Source organism: Actinoplanes nipponensis (genome assembly GCF_016862275.1).
GTDB classification, from domain to species: Bacteria; Actinomycetota; Actinomycetes; order Mycobacteriales; family Micromonosporaceae; genus Actinoplanes; species Actinoplanes nipponensis.
In genome coordinates this window covers 99,105-116,009 of sequence record NZ_BOMQ01000053.1, presented here as the reverse complement: position 1 = coordinate 116,009, position 16,905 = coordinate 99,105, and the positions used below count along the sequence as shown (strand labels likewise).

The following is a 16,905-nucleotide window of genomic DNA, read 5'->3' as shown; positions in this document are numbered from 1 at the left end:
CCACAAAGCAAACCGAAACCGGCATCCGTGAGATGCCCCACAAACCTCTTTAAAAGCCCAATCGACGGAGTTGCTTGGGGTCGCGCTGCCATTCCTTGGCGATACGCACGTGCAAATCCAAATAGATCTTGCGGCCCAGCAACTGTTCGATCTCGGCCCGGGCCTTGGTGCCGACATCCTTGAGCCGGGCGCCCTTGGTCCCGATCACGATCGACTTCTGGCTGTCCCGCTCCACGTACAGATTCGCGTAGATCTTGGTGGACCGCCCCTCGACCACCATCTCCTCCACCAGCACGGCGATCGAGTGCGGCAGCTCGTCGCGGACGCCCTCCAGCGCGGCCTCGCGGATCAGCTCGCCGATGAGCACCTGCTCGGGCTCCTCGGTCAGCACGTCGTCCGGGTACAGCGGCGGGGACTCGGGCAGGTGCTTGACGATCACGTCGACCAGGGTGTCCACCTGGTGGCCGGACACGGAGCTGACCGGCACGATGTCGGCGAATTCGTAGAGCTTGCTGACGTCCAGCAGCCGCTGCGCCAGCGTCGCCGGGTCGACCAGGTCGACCTTGGTGACCACGGCGATGACGGTGGCCTTCAGCTCGGCCATCTCGGCCGAGATGAACCGGTCACCCGCGCCGACCGGCTCGTCCGCCGGGAAGCAGATGCCGATCACGTCGACCTCGCTCCAGGTCTCCCGGACCAGGTCGTTGAGGCGCTCGCCGAGCAGCGTGCGGGGCCGGTGCAGGCCGGGGGTGTCGACCAGCACGAGCTGGGCGTTCTCCTGGTGCAGAATGCCGCGGATGATGTGCCGGGTGGTCTGCGGCTTGCTCGACGTGATGGCGATCTTCTGACCGATGATCGCATTGGTCAGGGTCGATTTGCCGGCATTCGGCCTTCCGACAAAACACGCAAAACCGGCACGGTAGACGTCCTCGGTCTTGATCTCCCGGCTGGCGGCCTTGTGCCGGTGCTTCTTTCTTCCGGTACGCGCCTCCCCCGCCCCGCCGGAAACCCGTGGCCCCGGGCTCACGTCGCCCTCCGGGCCGTCAGTACCGACGACTCCCGCCGCCTCCCCGACCACGGTCACCGGAGCGTCCTTCGTTACGGCGGCCCTGGAGGCCGCAGCCTTCGTTCTGGGCTTCCGCTCCGTCGCCGACTTCGCCGGCGGTGCCGTGCTCCCGCCTACCATCTCGCCCGCCTTCGGCGCGCCGAGGCCCCGCTTGCCGCCGGACGCCGCGCCGCCCTGCTCCCGCCGGGCCGCCCGCCGCTCCTGCCGTCGCAGCTCGTTGCGCTCCCCCGCGGTCAGCCGCCGCTCCGCCCCCGCACCGGCCGCAGCGGACTGCCCGGCGCCACCGGCACCCACGGACCCGGCAGCCGACCCGCCACCGCGACCGGCCGCTGCCCGCCGCTCGCCACCGGCCGCTGCCCGCCGCTCGCCACCGGCGCCGGCCGCCGGGGAACGCCCGGCGTCCCCGCCCTTGGCCCGCCCGGCCCCGCCCGCCGCCGGCGGCCGGCCGACCCGGGGACTCCACTTGGGCTTGGCCCGCTCGGGCCGCAACTCACCGGTCTCGCTGACGGCATCCGACCGCCGCGGCAGCGCCGCCCGACCGGCGCCGGCACCCGTCCCGCCCGAGGAACGCCCCGCGCCCCCGCGGACACCGTCGCCACCGGCCGCCGAGCGCCCGGCACTCCCGCGGACACCGTCGCCGCCCACCGCCGAGCGCCCCGCACTCCCGCGGACACCGTCGCCACCGACCGCCGAGCGCCCGGCACTGCCACTCCCATTCCCCCGAGCACCGCCGGAGGCCGCGGATCGGCCCGCGCCACCACGAGCACCTGCCGGGCCGCCGGAGCGGGACGCCTTCGCCCGGCCCTCGCCCTCCGCGCCAGCCGTCACGCCGTCACCGTGCCCACGAGCGCACCGGCCGGCGAGGCCACGTGCACCGGGGCGTCCGCCGCCAGGTCGCGCACCGCCCGGTGCCCCTCGGGGTCGAGCGAGGGCGCCTCCGTCACCACCGCCGCCGCCTCGAGCCTCGTCGCGCCCGCCGCCGCGGCGGACGCCACCGCGAGCTGTAGGGCGGTCAGGGACAGGCTGGGCAGCGCCACGGTCGCCGCCGCGTACGTGCGGCCGTCCTGGTCGCGGACCGCCGCTCCCTCGGCCGCGCCCACCCGGGCGCGCGCGCCGCGGGCCAGCGTGACCAGCTTGGCGTCCTCGGCGGTCAACTCGCCCTCGGCGGTGGGGACGGTGGATCCGGCGGGACTGGTCTGGTCAGGCATCAGCGTGCTGTCTTTCCTCGGTCTCGGGAACGTTCTCGGTGTCCTCGGCGTCCGCCGAGGCCGGCTCGACCCGGCGCACCAGCACCGAGTCGATCCGGTTGCGGCGGCCGGTCGTGCCCTCCGCGATCAGGTGCAGCCCGCCCACGTCGGCCGACGCGCCCGGGATCGGCACCCGGCCCAGCGTCTGGGCCAGCAGGCCGCCGACGGTCTCGACCTCGTCGGCCGGCAGCTCGACGCCGAACAGCTCACCCAGGTCCTCGATCGGCAGCCGCGCGGTGACCCGCACCGCCCCGTCCTCCAGGTGGTCCACGGGCGGGCGCTCGACGTCGTACTCGTCGGTGATCTCGCCGACGATCTCCTCGAGGATGTCCTCGATGGTGACCAGGCCGGCCGTGCCGCCGTACTCGTCGACGACGATCACCAGGTGGGTGCGCGCCGCCTGCATCTCCGACAGCAGGTCGTCGACCGGCTTGGACTCGGGCACGAAGGTGGCGCTGCGCATGAGCTCGGCGACCGGCATGGACGCCGCCGCCGGGTCGCCGTTCTGGGTGCTGCGCACGACGTCCTTGAGGTAGAGCACCCCGAGCACGTCGTCCACGCTCTCGCCGATCACAGGGATGCGGGAGAAGCCGGACCGCAGGAAGAGGAAGAGCGCCTGCTGCAGCGTCTTGGGAGCCTCTATCCACACCATCTCGGTGCGCGGCACCATCACCTCGCGGGCGATGGTGTCACCCAGCGCGAAGACGGAGTGGATCATCTCGCGTTCGCCGTGCTCCACGACGCCGCGCTGCTCGGCCAGGTCGACCAGCTCGCGCAGCTCCACCTGGCTGCCGAACGGACCCTCCGGGAAGCCCTTGCCGGGCGTCACCGCGTTGCCGATGAGGATCAGCAGCGAGGCCAGCGGGTTGAGCACCCGGCCCAGCCAGCGCACCAGCGGCGCGGCGGCCTTGCCCACCGCGTACGCGTGCTGGCGCCCCACCGTGCGCGGCGCGACCCCGACGACCACGAAGCTGACCAGCGTCATCGCCCCGGCCGTGACCAGCGCCGCGCGCCAGCCGACCCCCCAGCTGTCCACCGCGACCAGCGCGACCAGCGTGGTCGCGGTCAGCTCGCAGAGCAGCCGCAGCAACAGCAGCAGATTGAGATGACGGACCACGTCGCCCGCGACGGCCTCCAGGGCGGCCGCGCCGCGCTGACCCTCCCGGGCCATCTCCGCGGCGCGCGCCGAGGAGACCGCGGCCAGCGCCGCATCGGTCATCGACGCGAGCCCGGCCAGGAAGACCAGGACCGCGGCGTAGATCACCAGCTGGACGTCGGGCAGGCCACTGGCCGGCCCGGCCGCGAACAACGACGGCTCCACGGGGATCAGCCGGCCCGCCGTCCGGCGCGCCAGCTCTGCAGGAGCCGGGCCTGGAGCGCGAACATCTCGCGCTCCTCCTCGGGCTCGGCATGGTCGTAGCCGAGCAGGTGCAGCACCCCGTGCACGGTGAGCAGGTGCAACTCGTCGGCCGGGGTGTGCCCGGCCGCCGCCGCCTGCTTCGCCGCCACCTCGGGGGCCAGCACGATGTCGCCGAGCAGCGCCGGCTCACCGGTGCCGGCCTCGCCCGGGCCGTGGTCGACGCTGCCCTCGTCCATGGGGAAGGCGAGCACGTCGGTGGGGCCCTCGCTGCCCATCCAGCGATGGTTCAGCTCGGTCATGTAGTCGATGTCGACCAGCAGGATCGAGAGCTCGGCGAGGGGGTTGACCCCCATCTCCTCGAGCGCGTGCCGGGCCACCGCCAGGATCGCGTCGGTGTCGACCTCGACTCCGGACTCGTTGGCGATCTCGATGGACATGTAGTGACTGACCCCTTATCAGCGCCGGCGGTTCGGGCGGCCACCACTGGCGGCCCGGCCCGGCACGGCATGGACGGACTGCGTGGCCTGCTGCTCCTGGTCGGCGTCGTACCGGGCGTACGCGTCGACGATCTCGGCGACCAGCCGGTGCCGGACCACGTCGGAGCTGGTGAGCTCGGAGAAGTGCACGTCCTCGACGCCCTGCAGGATCTCCCGGACGATACGCAGGCCGCTGGTCGTGCCGCCGGGCAGGTCGACCTGGGTGACGTCGCCGGTGACCACGATCTTGGCGCCGAAGCCGAGCCGGGTCAGGAACATCTTCATCTGCTCGGGCGTGGTGTTCTGCGCCTCGTCCAGAATGATGAACGCGTCGTTCAAGGTACGGCCCCGCATGTAGGCCAGCGGCGCGACCTCGATCGTGCCCGCCGCCATCAGCCGCGGGATCGACTCCGGGTCGAGCATGTCGTGCAGCGCGTCGTACAGCGGCCGCAGGTACGGGTCGATCTTCTCGTTGAGCGTGCCCGGCAGGAAGCCCAGGCGCTCGCCCGCCTCGACCGCCGGGCGGGTCAGGATGATCCGGTTGACCTGCTTGGAGGTCAACGCCTGCACGGCCTTGGCCATGGCCAGGTAGGTCTTGCCGGTGCCGGCCGGGCCGATGCCGAAGACGATCGTGTTCTCGTCGATGGCGTCGACGTAGCGCTTCTGCCCGAGCGTCTTGGGACGGATGGTCTTGCCGCGCCGGGAGAGGATGTTGATCGTCAGCACCTCGGCGGGGCGCTCGGCGGTGTTCTGCTCGAGCATCGCGACGGTGCGGCGGACCGCGTCGACGGAGAGCGTCTCGCCCTTCTCGATCAGCTCGATGAGCTCCGAGAAGAGGCGCTCCGCGGTGGCGTTGTCGGCGGGCACCCCGGTGATGGTGATCTCGTTGCCACGGACGTGCACGTCGCTGGTGAGGGTGCGCTCGATGTGCCGCAGGATCTCGTCCTTGGCGCCGAGCAGATTCACCATGATCTTCGGGTCGGAGACCGAGATCCTGGTCTGCGCCCGAGCGGCGGCGTTGCTGGGATCGGTGCCGGTCATAGGGCGGCCGTGAGGCCTCAGCCACCTGCTCTCGTTCTCGTCCCGGGGGGAGCGGCCGGGCCTCGTCGGCGGCCCAGGTAAGGATCGTGCCATCGTATCCGGTCGGCGGCAGCCGCGCCGATGCCATTATCGGCGGGTCCGCCGCCCGGCGCCCGGCGGGTCAGCCCTGCGAGACCGGCACGCCGTCGAAGGTCTCCTGGGTCCGGGTGAAGCGGTAGGTGGCCCAGTGCATCCGGACCACCCGGCCGTCGTCGTCGCGGGTCAGCCGGAGCAGTTCGCCGGCTTCGCGGCCGGAGACCGTGCGCAGCACGTCCGGCTGGTCGGGCAGCGGGCGGAAGACCGAGGGCGGCCGGTCGGCCGGCGCGTCGGCCCCGCGGGACTGCAGGGCGCCGTCGTGCCAGCTGAAGACGTGCGCGAAGCCCTCGCTCCACCAGGGGCCGAGCACCGACTGGTACGCCGGCGGGGCGGCCCGTCCGGGCTTCCAGGGTGTGATGCCGGCGGGGTCGGCCTCGACGGCCAGGGCGAGCAGCTCGTGCACCAGGTCGTTGATCTCGGTGGCCGTGCCGGAGGAGGCGAGCACCGCCGCGCCCAGGGCGCCGGGGTTGCCCTCGCCGCCGCGCCGGCCGTAGACCCCGGCGAGGAAGCCGGGCATCGCGCCGTCGTGCCCGACGTGCATGACGCGGCGGCCCTGCGGGGCGAGGATGAGGCCGAGGCCGAAGCCGCCCGACCAGAGGGTCTCGTCGGTGGTGGTCTGCGGCCAGCGCATCTCGTCGAGGGTCTCGGGGGCGAGCACCAGCCCACCCGGGTCGACCATCCGGGGGGCGGCCAGGAAGGCCGCCCAGCGGGCCATGTCGGCGGCGGTGCTCCAGAGCTGGGCGGCGGGTCCGGCGCCGCCCATGTCGAGCTGCGGTTCGGGCCGGGCGGCGTCGGAGTACGCGTCGACCAGGTAGCCGACGACGGCCTCGGCGGGCGGGGGCACGGTCGTCGCGGTGAGCCCGAGCGGTTCGAGGATCCGTTCGTGCAGCACCTGCGCCCAGGTGCCGCCGCGGAGCCGGGCCACGAGCTGGCCGAGCACGGCCAGGCCCAGGTTGGAGTAGTGGTAGCGGCGGTTGTTGGGCAGCACCCGCTCGGCCCGGGCGAGGTCGGCCAGCAGGGCGGCGTCGTCCGGCGCGACCAGCACGTCCCACAGGTCGCCGTGCGGTTCGCGCTGGTAGCCGGCGGTGTGCGAGAGCAGCCGGCGGATGGTGGCGCCGCCGTGGGCGGGCACGTCGAGGTGGGCCGAGACCGGGTCGTCGAGGTCGAGCAGGCCGTCGTCGCGGGCCTGCATGACCAGCACGGCGGTGAAGGTCTTGGTGACCGAGCCGATCCGGAAGCGGCTGCCGGCGTCCAGGGGGCGGCCGGGGTCGCCGGAGCTGCCGACGGTGCAGGTCCAGAGGCCGCGGTCGGCCCGGTGCAGCGCGACGGACAGGGCCGGCACCCGGGCCTCGGCCTGCACCTTGCGGACGGCGCGCTCCAGGCGCTGCTGCGGGGTCACCGCGACACCATCGGTCCCAGCGCGCGGCCGCCGACGACGTGCGCGTGCACGTGGAAGACCTCCTGGCCGCCGTGGCCGCCGGTGTTGAAGATCAGCCGGAAGCCGTCGCCGGTGAGCCCCTCGGCCTGGGCCACGGCGGCCGAGGCGGCCAGCAGGTCGGCGGCCGCGGCCGGGTCGCCGGCGAGGGCGAGCACGTCGCGGTGGTGGGCCTTGGGGATCACCAGGACGTGCACCGGGGCCTTCGGGTCGATGTCGCGGAAGGCCAGCGTGGTGGCGGTCTCGTGCACGACGGTCGCGGGGATCTCCCCGGCGACGATGCGGCAGAACAGGCAGTCGTTGTCCACCCCGAAGATCCTAGAGTGAGGTCATGTCAGGACGTGCGATCCTCGTGACCGGTTCCTCCCGCGGCATCGGCCGGGCGGTGGCGGCCCGCTTCGCGGCCGCGGGCGACCGGGTGGCGGTGCATCACCGCGATTCGGCCGCGCTGGCCGAGGAGCTGGTGGCCGCGCTGCCGGGCCGCGGCCACGTCGTGGTGCGGGCCGATCTGGCCGACGCGGCGGCGGTACGGGCCATGGTCGACGACGCGGCGCACCGGCTCGGCGGGCTGGACGTGCTGGTCAACAACGCCGGCGCGTTCGGGCCCACGGATCCGCCGCACCCGGTCTTCGGCACCGACTACGACCGGTGGCAGGCGATGTGGCGGGACACGTTCGCGGTGAACCTGTTCGGGGCGGCGAACGCGGCCTGGGCGGCGGCGCAGCACATGCGCGAGCGCGGGGGCCGGATCGTCAACGTGTCGTCGCGCGGGGCGTTCCGGGGCGAGCCGGAGCAGCCGGCGTACGGCGCGAGCAAGGCGGCCCTGAACGCGATGGCCCAGTCGCTGGCCGTGGCCCTGGCGCCGTACGGGATCGCGGTGGCCTGCGTCGCGCCGGGTTTCGTGGCCACCGACATGACCAACGAGCACCTCAAGGCCGAGCGGGGCGACGCGATCCGGGCGCAGAGCCCGTTCGGGCGGGTGGCGCGGCCGGAGGAGATCGCGAGCGCGGTGCACTGGCTGGCGTCGGCCGAGGCGGAGTGGGCCTCGGGGACGATCATCGACCTCAACGGGGCGTCTTACCTGCGCACGTAGGATCTTGGCATCCGACGTGATGGGAGCGCTTCCATGGATGACCTGCTGGCCCGGCTGACCCTCGAGCAGAAGGTGTCGCTGCTGGGCGGCCAGGACTTCTGGTCCTTGCCCGCGATCGAGGAGATCGGGCTGCGCTCGCTGGTGATGTCCGACGGGCCGATCGGCGTACGCGGCACCGGCTGGGCCCCCGACGACCCGTCGATCGCCCTGCCCAGCCCGACCGCGCTGGCCGCCACCTGGGACCCGGGCCTGGCCCGGCGGGCCGGGCGCCTGCTCGGGCAGGAGTCGCGGCGCAAGGGCGTGCACCTGCTGCTCGGCCCCACGGTCAACCTGCAACGCACCCCGCTGGGCGGGCGGCACTTCGAGTGCTACTCGGAGGATCCGCTGCTCAGCGGCGAGATCGCGGTCGGCTTCGTGGCCGGGGTGCAGGAGCACGGCGTGGGCACGACGGTGAAGCACCTGGTGGGCAACGACTTCGAGACCGACCGGATGACCGTCGACGTGCGGATCGGCGAGCGGGCCCTGCGCGAGCTGTACCTGGCGCCGTTCGAGCGGGTGGTGCGGGCCGGCGGCTGGGGCGTGATGAGCGCCTACAACGCCGTCAACGGCCTGCCGATGGCCGCCAACGGGCGGCTGCAGTCGGACGTGCTCAAGGACGAGTGGGGCTTCGACGGCATCGTCGTCTCGGACTGGCGCGCGGCCCGGGAGACCGTGCCGGCCGCCCTGGGCGGGCTCGACATCGCCATGCCGGCGATGGAGAACCCGTGGGGCGCCAAGCTGGTCGCGGCGGTCCGCGCCGGCCAGGTGGCGGAGGAGCTGATCGACGACAAGGTACGCCGGGTGCTGCGGCTGGCCGGCCGGGTCGGGGTGCTCGACGGCGTACCCCCGGCGGTGACGACTCCCCCGGCGGACCTGGACGGCGACGCCGTGGCCCACGAGGTCGCGGCCCGGTCCTTCGTGCTCGCCCGCAACGAGGGCTTCACGTTGCCGCTGGAGGCGGCGACGCTGACCCGGGTCGCCGTGATCGGGGCGCTGGCCACCGACGCCCGGGTGCTCGGCGGCGGCAGCGCCCAGGTGGTCCCGCCGCACGTGATCTCCCCGCTGGACGGCCTGCGCCGGGCCCTGCCCGGGGTGGACGTGGGCCACGCGGTCGGCGCCGACCCACGCCCGTTCCTGCCCGCCCTGCCGCAGCCGGCGTCGATCGAGCTGCTGGGCGCGGGGCACCGGTTCGAGGTGGACACGGCCGCCGTGCGCTGGATCGGCGACCTGCCCGGCGGGCTGGACCCGGCGGTGGTCACCGGCCTGGAGCTGCGCACCACGTTCACGCCCGAGCAGGACGGCGAGCACACGTTCGCGGTCTCCGGCTTCGGCACGTTCGACCTGCGGGTGGGCGACCGGGAGCTCTACGCCGGCACCCTGCACCCGCCCGGCGCGACCCGCGCCGACCTGCTGCTCTCCCCGCGCGAGCAGCGGGCGACCGTGCCGCTGACGGCCGGCGAGCCGGTCGAGGTGGTGCTGCGGCAGAGCATCCAGCCGGGCCTGGCGCACACGGTCAGCGCGACGCTGGGCCACCTGGCCCCGGGCGTGTCCGCCGACGGCATGATCGACGAGGCGGTGGCGCTCGCGGCCGCCTCCGACGTCGCGGTGGTCGTGGTGGGCACGACCGAGCAGGTGGAGTCGGAGGGCTTCGACCGCACGTCGCTCGCGCTGCCGGGCCGGCAGGACGAGCTGGTGGCCCGGGTGGCCGCGGCGAACCCGCGCACGGTCGTGGTGGTCAACGCCGGCTCGCCGGTGCTGCTGCCCTGGGCCGACGACGTGGCGGCGGTGCTGCTGACCTGGTTCCCCGGGCAGGAGGCCGGGGCGGCGCTGGCCGACGTGCTGCTCGGCGCCGCGGAACCGGGCGGGCGCCTGCCGACCACGTGGCCGCGCCGCGAGCAGGACTGCCCGGTGCTGCACGTGGTCCCCCGCGACGGCCGGGTCGGCTACGACGAGGGCGTGTTCATCGGCTACCGGGGCTGGCAGCGCGCGGGCGCCACCCCGCTGTACGCCTTCGGCCACGGCCTGGGCTACACGACGTGGCAGTACGAGACGCTGTCGGTGGCGGCCACCGAGGCGGTGGTGACGCTGACCAACACGGGCGCCCGGTTCGGCCGCGAGGTCGTCCAGGTGTACGCCGGGGTGCGGGGCGAGCCGCCGGCGGGGGTCCCCGAGCGGCCGGCGCAGTGGCTGGCCGGCTTCCACCCCGTCGAGGCCCACCCGGGCGAGACCGTGACGGTCCGCGTCCCGCTGCCGGCGCGCACCTGGCAGGTCTGGGACGAGGGCTGGCGGTCGGTCCCGGGCGCGTACGAGGTGACCGCGGCCCACGCCCTGGACGACCCGCGCCTGACCGCCACCCTGTCGCTCTGAGCCGAGCACGGCAACGGGCCACGACCGAGGCCGGTCGTGGCCCGTCGGGGCCGGGTGCCGCCCCGACTGCGGTCAGCCGCGGGCGGGTCAGTCGCGGGTGACCGTGACGGTCAGCCCCTCGTTCTGGTCGTTGGTCCAGGCGGCCGTGAAGCCGGGCCAGTCGCCCTGGAGCTTGCCGTCGGCTGCGACGGTGCCGTACATCCGGTCGGCCAGCGCGCCGGGCACCTGCAGGGTGTCGAAGACACAGGTCACCGCGCTCTCGGAGAGGCCGTCCGGGGACTTGACGCCGGCGCCCTTGATGGTGAGCTTGCGGTTGCTGTCGGAGAGCTTGGTGCCGTCCTTGCCGGGGTCGCACTTCTGCACGGCGACGAGCAGCGGATCCTGCTCCGCGGCGGCGACGGGCTGCGGTCCGTCGTCGGCGCTGTCGTTGCCGAACAGCTTGGGCACCAGCACGATGCCGGCGACGACGACCAGCACGGCGAAGATCACCCAGGGGATCGGGCTGCTCTTTCGGACGTGCGGTGCAGGTGGGGGCTGGCGGGGCTGTGTCATATGGGTTCCTTCGCGCCAGGGGAGGGGGCGGACGCGCGGTCGAAAGTGTGCGCTCCGGCCAGCGGCAAGACAATGATCACGCCACGAACTGACTAATCGGACGAGTCGACTGTGGAAGTAAGTCTTACCCCACCCCTCATGATCCGTCACGCACAGTCATATTTGCCACAGTCAGAGAGCAGAGGTTGACGCAGAGCTATGTCTGCGGCCCGGCGAGTCGGAAACCCGATAGTGGTAGTCGTGCGAATGGGCGAAACCTGACCGGGCGTACACCTCACGGGCCGCAACGTTGTCCTGTTCGACTTGGAGATACAGCCCGGCGCAGCCGCGGGCGGCCGCCCAGCGCGCCCCGGCGCCGAGGATCGCGCGGGCGATTCCCCGTCGCCGGTGGTCCGGATGCGTGGTCATGCAGAAGACCCCGGTCCACTGCCCGTCGGCCACGAAGAGGCCGGTCGCCACTCCCCTTCCGGCCACCTCGGCCCGGGCGAACGCGGCCGGCGACGGCACGCGGGCCAGCACCCGTTCCACCACCGCCGACGTGTCCACGGTGGCGTGCACCGACCGATAGGTGGACGCCCATGCCTCGTCGGCCGCCTCGCCGATCGTGACGGCCGCGCCCGGCCCCCGGTCCGCCGCCGGAGCCGTGCGGACGAGGACCTCACCGACCGGCGCGACCAGCACCAGGGTGGGCGCTTCCCGCCGGTATCCGCGGGCGGCCAGGGCCGCGTCGAGCGCCCGGTGTCGTCCGGCCGGGCTCACCTGCACCGCGACCGGCAGACCGGCCGCCGTGTAGAAGGCCTCGACGGCCTCCAGCGTCCGTTCCGGATGCCGGTCCGGGGCCGGCGGCAGCGCCGAGTTGGACCGGCGCCGGGGGACGCCGGGCGTGTGCCGCAGCAGCCACCCGGCCGCCGTGTCCGTGCGCCCGGCCGGCCACGCCGCCGCGGCCGCGGCCTCCACCTGGACCTGAACATCCACCATCCGACGATCCTATGCATAGAAATGCAAAAGACGGAATAGTTTTGATCAGGCGGCGATCAGGGCGGGGGCGGCCCGGCGGGCCACCACCGAGGCGAGGATCTCGCCGACCCGGATCGCCGTGTTCGACAGCAGCGCCGAGGTGATGCCGTGGGTGTGCTCGGTGCCGCCCTGCAGATAGATGCCCACGCGCAGCCGGGGGTCGGTCGCCGCCCGGTAGTCGCGCTCCACCCGCGGCCGGCCCCCCTCGTCGCGGCGGCACAGCGCGCCGAGCTCGCCGAGGATCGCGTACGGGTCGGCCTGGTGGTAGCCGGTCGCGCAGACCACCACATCGGCCACCAGCCGTACGGTCTCCCCGGTCACCTGCGACCGCACGCCGGCCACCACCTGATCGGGGCCGTCGGTCACCTCGGTCAGCCGCGACACGTTGAGCATCCGCAGCCGCTGCCGGCCGAGCACCTTCTCCTGGTACGCCCGCCGGTACAGGTCGTCGATCAGGTCCATGTCCACCACGGAGTAGTTCGTGTTGGCGTGGTAGTCCATCAGCTGCCGCTTCACGTCCTCCGGGGCCACGTAGAAGTCGTCGACCGCCGCGGGATCGAAGATGCGGTTGGCGAAACTGCTGTCGTCGGCGGGCGAATAGCCGTACCGGGAGAACACCGCGCAGATCTCCGCGGTGGGGAACTCGCGGTGCAGCGTGGCGACCGCCTCAGCCGCGCTCTGCCCGGCGCCCACCACCACGATCCGGCGCGGTTCGGTGCCGCGCAGCTTGGCCATGTTGTGCACCAGGTCGCTGGTGTGCCAGACCCGGTCGGAGGCCGTGACGCCCTCGGGCAGGCGCGGGCGCAGGCCGGTGCCGATCACCAGGTTGCGGGCCCGGTGGGTGCTGAGCTCCCCGCCGTGGCGCGACAGCACGTCCACCGCGGCCACCTCCCCGTCGGGCCCGGCGACCGGCGTCACCGAGAGCACCTCGGTGTCGTAGGTGACCTGGTCCTCGACCTGCGCCGCGGCCCAGGCGAAGTAGTCGTGGAACTCCACCCGCAGCGGGAACAGGTTCTTGTGGTTGATGAAGTCGATGAGCCGGCCCCGGCTGTGCAGGTAGCACAGGAAGCTGAACTCGCTCGTCGGGTTCCGCAGCGTCACCAGGTCCTTGAGGAACGAGACCTGCATCGTGGCGTCGTCGAGCAGCATGCCGCGGTGCCAGCCGAAGGTGGCCTGCCGCTCCAGGAACCGGGCCCGGACGCCGGCGCCCGCGCCCGGCCGGCCGTTGTGCTCCGAGACGGCGATGGCCATGGCCAGGTTGGACGGGCCGAAGCCGATCCCCACGACATCGAGTTCAGGTTCAGACATGTCCGTCCCCTCCACGGCGGGGCCGACCTGACCCCGGATTTTGGTTAGCCTAACCTAAGCAAACACGGAGGCGTCCGCCGTGCCGAGTGAGGGAGAAAATCCATGCGCGTCGTCATGTTCGGCTTCCAGACCTGGGGGCACCGGACCCTGCGGGCGCTGCTGGATTCGCCCCACGACGTGGTCATGGTGGTCACCCATCCGGCCGGCGCGGGCGCGTACGAGAAGGTGTGGTCGGACTCGGTGGCCGAGCTGGCCGAGGCGCACGGCGTGCCGGTGCTGCTGCGGGAGCGGCCGGACGACGAGGAGCTGTACGACGCCCTCAAGCAGGCCGCGCCGGATGTCATAGTGGCCACCAACTGGCGTACCTGGATCCCGCCACGCGTCTTCACGCTGCCGCCGTACGGGACGCTCAACGTGCACGACGCGCTGCTGCCGGCGTACGCGGGTTTCTCGCCCTTGATCTGGGCCCTGCTCAACGACGAACGCGAGGTCGGGGTCACCGCGCACCTGATGGACGAGACCCTGGACGCGGGGCCGATCGTGCTCCAGCGGGCCGTCCCGGTTGGCCCGGCCGACACCACCACGGACCTGTTCCACCGCACGCTGGAGCTGTTCGGCCCGATCACCGTGGACGGCCTGGCCGCGATCGGGAGCGGCCGGCGCGACTTCGTCCCGCAGGACCGCTCGCGGGCGAGCTTCTTCCACAAGCGGTCGGAGGAGGACATCCGGATCGACTTCAGCTGGTCGGCCGAGGAGCTGGAGCGTCTGGTCCGGGCGCAGTCGGCGCCGTACCCGCAGGCCTTCTGCTTCCACCGGGGACGGCGGCTGGAGATCGTCACGGCCGCGGTCTCGCAGGCGGTCTACGGCGGCACGCCGGGCCGCATCTTCTTCCGCGAGGGCGACGGCGTGGCCATCGTGGCCGGCGCCGAGGCCCGCCGCGGCCGGAGCAAGGCGCTGCTGGTGCGCTCGGTCCGCACGGACGAGGGCGTGGAACTGCCCGCGCACGAGTACTTCCGGGCCATGGGCGGCTACCTGACCAGCCACCCGGACCGCTAGCCCAGCACCAGTCCCGCGCCGACCTCGACGACCTGCCCGGTCATCGCGCCCGCGCCGTCGGCGATCAGGAAGCGCACGGCGGCGAGCAGATCCTCCGGCACCAGCCGGCGCGGCACGGCCTGGGCGGCCAGCAGGCCGGTGTGCGGCTCGGGGCCGAGGATCTCCACCTCCCGCTCGGTCAGGACCGCCCCGGGTGACAGCGCGTTGACCGTGACCCCGGCCGGGCCGAGGCTGCGGGCCAGCGACCGGGTCAGGCCGACGAGGGCGGCCTTGCTGGCGACGTACGACGGCCCGGACGGCCCGCCGAGCGCCACGGTGGCTGAGGTGACGTTGACGATCCGGCCCCAGCCGCGGGCGGCCATCCCGGCGCCCAGCGCCCGGGCCAGCAGCATCGGCGCGGTGACGTTGACCATGAACGTCTCCTGCCACTCCGGCAGCGACAGCTCGGCGAGGGCGACGTTCGAGGCGCGCGAGGCGTTGTTGACGAGGATGTCGACCGGGCCGGCCCGGTCGGCGAGATCGGCGACGGCGGCCAGGTCGGCGAGATCGGCGTCGAGCAACTCCGCCACTGCGCCGCGTTCCCGGCACCGCCGGGCGACGGCCCCGGCCTCGTCGGCGGCGTCCAGGTGATGCAGCAGCAGCGTCCAGCCGGGCGCGGCGAGGTCGGCGGCGATCGCGGCGCCGATCCCCCGGCGGGCGCCCGTCACCAGCACACGTCGACCCACGGCATCCGGCACAACCAGCAGCCTAGGGCAGCGGGCGGCTCAGTCGGCGTAGTCGGCCGGATCGAAGACGCGCTCGGTCAGCGCCGCCGGCAGCGCGGCCACGCCCGGGCCGCCCGCGTCCAGCCAGGCGGCCACCGCGGCGACCAGGGAGTCGTCGAGCACGTCGCCCAGGTGGACCAGGCGGGCGCCGGCGCGGCGGGCGGCCGGGGTCGGGTGCACCACGACCACGTTGGACCGTTCGCAGACGCGCAGGCATTCGCTCACCCGTACCCGGTGGCGGTCGCCGACCGCGCCGCGGATCGCCGCCAGCTGCGCGTCGTGGTCGGTGTCCGGGTGTTTGCCGGTGTCGCCGCAGCAGCAGTCCCGGCAGACCGTCAGCGCGCCCATCGCGGCGCCACCGGCCCGGGCCGTCCTCAGGGGACCAGCACCTTGCCGGAGACCTGGTCGTCCGCGCCCGGCACCGGGGCCGACGGGTCCGAGCCGATCTCGACCAGCCGGTTCCGGGCGTCGACGTGGGCCACCCGCGGCCGGTGGTCGGCGCGCTCGCGCTCGTCGACCTGCTGGAACGACATGATGATGATCAGGTCGCCGACCGAGACCAGGCGGGCGGCCGCGCCGTTGATGCCGATCACCCCGGAGCCGGCCGGCCCCGCGATGACGTACGTGACCAGCCGCGCGCCGTTGTCGATGTCGACCACGTGGACCTGCTCCCCCTCGACCAGGTCGGCGGCGTCCATCAGCGTCCTGTCGATCGTGATCGAGCCCACGTAGTGCAGATCGGCCTGGGTCACGGTGGCGCGGTGGATCTTGCCACCGAGCAGCGTGCGCTGCATGTGTCGTCCTCCTGGGGTGGATGCGGCCCACGCGGGGGTCATCGCGGAAGCCAAGTTAGCCTAACCTAACCTAGCAGTGATCCCATGCCCCCTCAGCGAGGAGTCCCATAGATGAACCGCCGCCCGGGCGGCTGGCGACGCGCCCTCACCGCCGTCGCCGCCGGCCTGCTCGCCGCCACGACCGTCACCGCGTGCGCCTCCGATGAGGACAGTGCCGCCGCGCCGGCTGCCTCCGGCTCGGCCGCCGCGGCCTTCCCGGTCAGCATCGCGCACAAGTTCGGCTCCACCACCATCGAGAAGCAGCCCGAGCGGGTCGTCACCGTCGGCTGGAACGACCAGGACCCGGTGCTGGCGCTCGGCGTGGTGCCGGTGAGCACCCGCGAATGGTTCACCGAATACCCCACGTACCCGTGGGTCAAGGAGGCGCTGGGCGGCAAGCCGCTGCCCACGTTCTCCGCCGAGATCAACTTCGAGGCGATCCTCCAGCAGCAGCCGGACCTGATCCTGGCCATCTACGAGACGATCAACAAGGAGACGTACGACAAGCTCTCCCGGATCGCGCCGACCGTCATCCAGTCCGCGGACTACGCCGACGAGCAGACGCCGTGGGACGTGCAGACGCTGACCACCGGCAAGGCGCTGGGCAAGCCGGCCGAGGCACAGGCGCTGGTGGCCAAGGTGAACGCCGCCGTCGAGGCCGCCAAGACGGCCAACCCCCAGTTCGCCGGCAAGACGCTGGTGGTCGACTTCGGCCCCGAGAAGGGCCAGCACTGGCTGATCCCGGCCAAGGACCCGCGCCGCGCGCTGTTCGACGCGCTCGGCTTCGCCGCCCAGAGCGAGTCGGAGGACGTCAGCGAGGAACGGCTGGACCTGCTCGACCGCGACGTGCTCTTCGTCAACGGCGCCACCAGGAAGGACATGCTGGCCTCCCCCGCGTTCAGCCGGCTGAAGGTGGCGACCGAGGACCGGACCCTGTACACGTCGTTCTCCACGCCGCTGGGTGGGGCGCTGGCCTACAGCGGGCCGAACGCGTTGCTGTACGCGCTGGAGGTGCTGGTGCCGCAGCTGAAGAACGCCACCGACGGCGACCGGGCGACGGCGGTCACCGACCTGTCGAACGCCGCCTGACCCGAGCCGGCCCGCGGCGGGGACGGT

17 protein-coding genes are annotated in these 16,905 nt (G+C 73.3%); 4 read left to right on the top strand and 13 right to left on the bottom strand.

Features of this window, described 5'->3' with window-relative positions:
* Positions 1–49: 49 nt before the first annotated feature.
* The 7 genes from era to Ani05nite_RS22080 form a co-directional block, all read right to left on the bottom strand.
* Complete coding sequence (gene era, locus Ani05nite_RS22110) at positions 50–940, bottom strand: GTPase Era (RefSeq protein ID WP_203771216.1); 891 nt, start codon at positions 938–940, stop codon at positions 50–52.
* A 950-nt stretch (positions 941–1,890) separates the two neighbouring features.
* Positions 1,891–2,274, bottom strand: coding sequence for a cytidine deaminase-like protein (locus tag Ani05nite_RS22105; RefSeq protein ID WP_203770965.1), 384 nt, complete (start codon positions 2,272–2,274; stop codon positions 1,891–1,893).
* Entirely contained in the window at positions 2,267–3,634 is a 1,368-nt protein-coding gene (locus tag Ani05nite_RS22100) for a hemolysin family protein (protein WP_203770963.1), read from the bottom strand. Before Ani05nite_RS22100 ends, Ani05nite_RS22105 begins: the two co-directional genes overlap by 8 nt.
* Before the next feature lie 5 nt (positions 3,635–3,639).
* Positions 3,640–4,110, bottom strand: a complete 471-nt coding sequence (ybeY, locus tag Ani05nite_RS22095) for an rRNA maturation RNase YbeY (RefSeq protein ID WP_203770961.1) — start codon at positions 4,108–4,110, stop codon at positions 3,640–3,642.
* A gap of 18 nt (positions 4,111–4,128) precedes the next feature.
* On the bottom strand, positions 4,129–5,190 hold the full coding sequence (locus Ani05nite_RS22090; RefSeq protein WP_203770959.1) for a PhoH family protein: 1,062 nt from the start codon (positions 5,188–5,190) through the stop codon (positions 4,129–4,131).
* 160 nt (positions 5,191–5,350) lie between these two features.
* Positions 5,351–6,724, bottom strand: a complete 1,374-nt coding sequence (locus tag Ani05nite_RS22085; protein WP_203770957.1) for a serine hydrolase domain-containing protein — start codon at positions 6,722–6,724, stop codon at positions 5,351–5,353.
* Positions 6,721–7,068 (bottom strand): HIT domain-containing protein, encoded by a 348-nt coding sequence (locus Ani05nite_RS22080; protein WP_203770955.1) that lies wholly within the window; start codon positions 7,066–7,068, stop codon positions 6,721–6,723. Before Ani05nite_RS22080 ends, Ani05nite_RS22085 begins: the two co-directional genes overlap by 4 nt.
* Positions 7,069–7,091: 23 nt before the next feature.
* Here Ani05nite_RS22080 and Ani05nite_RS22075 point away from each other — a divergent pair, with 23 nt between their 5' ends.
* Positions 7,092–7,853, top strand: coding sequence for an SDR family NAD(P)-dependent oxidoreductase (locus Ani05nite_RS22075; protein WP_203770953.1), 762 nt, complete (start codon positions 7,092–7,094; stop codon positions 7,851–7,853).
* Between the two features lie 33 nt (positions 7,854–7,886).
* On the top strand, positions 7,887–10,259 hold the full coding sequence (locus Ani05nite_RS22070; protein ID WP_203770951.1) for a beta-glucosidase family protein: 2,373 nt from the start codon (positions 7,887–7,889) through the stop codon (positions 10,257–10,259).
* A gap of 87 nt (positions 10,260–10,346) precedes the next feature.
* Here Ani05nite_RS22070 and Ani05nite_RS22065 read toward each other — a convergent pair whose 3' ends face one another.
* The 3 genes from Ani05nite_RS22065 to Ani05nite_RS22055 form a co-directional block, all read right to left on the bottom strand.
* On the bottom strand, positions 10,347–10,811 hold the full coding sequence (locus tag Ani05nite_RS22065) for a hypothetical protein (RefSeq protein ID WP_203770949.1): 465 nt from the start codon (positions 10,809–10,811) through the stop codon (positions 10,347–10,349).
* Between the two features lie 171 nt (positions 10,812–10,982).
* A complete protein-coding gene (locus Ani05nite_RS22060; protein WP_203770947.1) occupies positions 10,983–11,789 on the bottom strand; it encodes a GNAT family N-acetyltransferase in 807 nt (268 codons plus the stop codon).
* Positions 11,790–11,834: 45 nt separating this feature from the next.
* Complete coding sequence (locus Ani05nite_RS22055; RefSeq protein ID WP_203770945.1) at positions 11,835–13,136, bottom strand: lysine N(6)-hydroxylase/L-ornithine N(5)-oxygenase family protein; 1,302 nt, start codon at positions 13,134–13,136, stop codon at positions 11,835–11,837.
* Between the two features lie 102 nt (positions 13,137–13,238).
* On the opposite strand from Ani05nite_RS22055, the gene Ani05nite_RS22050 reads away from it, so the two are divergent.
* Positions 13,239–14,192, top strand: a complete 954-nt coding sequence (locus Ani05nite_RS22050) for a methionyl-tRNA formyltransferase (RefSeq protein WP_203770943.1) — start codon at positions 13,239–13,241, stop codon at positions 14,190–14,192.
* Here Ani05nite_RS22050 and Ani05nite_RS22045 read toward each other — a convergent pair.
* The 3 genes from Ani05nite_RS22045 to panD are packed head-to-tail and all read right to left on the bottom strand — an operon-like array spanning position 14,189 to position 15,750.
* Positions 14,189–14,899 carry an SDR family NAD(P)-dependent oxidoreductase gene (locus Ani05nite_RS22045; protein WP_203770941.1) on the bottom strand — a complete coding sequence of 237 codons (711 nt, stop codon included), beginning with the start codon at positions 14,897–14,899 and terminating at the stop codon, positions 14,189–14,191. The two genes, Ani05nite_RS22050 and Ani05nite_RS22045, sit on opposite strands and share 4 nt — an antisense overlap.
* Positions 14,900–14,956: 57 nt before the next feature.
* Positions 14,957–15,304 carry a hypothetical protein gene (locus Ani05nite_RS22040; protein WP_239130486.1) on the bottom strand — a complete coding sequence of 116 codons (348 nt, stop codon included), beginning with the start codon at positions 15,302–15,304 and terminating at the stop codon, positions 14,957–14,959.
* 26 nt (positions 15,305–15,330) lie between these two features.
* The gene (panD, locus tag Ani05nite_RS22035) at positions 15,331–15,750 is read right to left on the bottom strand and encodes an aspartate 1-decarboxylase (protein ID WP_203770940.1); all 420 of its coding nucleotides are present in this window, start codon (positions 15,748–15,750) and stop codon (positions 15,331–15,333) included.
* Between the two features lie 111 nt (positions 15,751–15,861).
* Between panD and Ani05nite_RS22030 the strand changes: the two genes are divergently transcribed.
* Positions 15,862–16,878: an ABC transporter substrate-binding protein gene (locus Ani05nite_RS22030; protein ID WP_203770938.1), complete on the top strand. Its 1,017-nt coding sequence runs from the start codon at positions 15,862–15,864 to the stop codon at positions 16,876–16,878.
* Positions 16,879–16,905 lie beyond the last annotated feature (27 nt).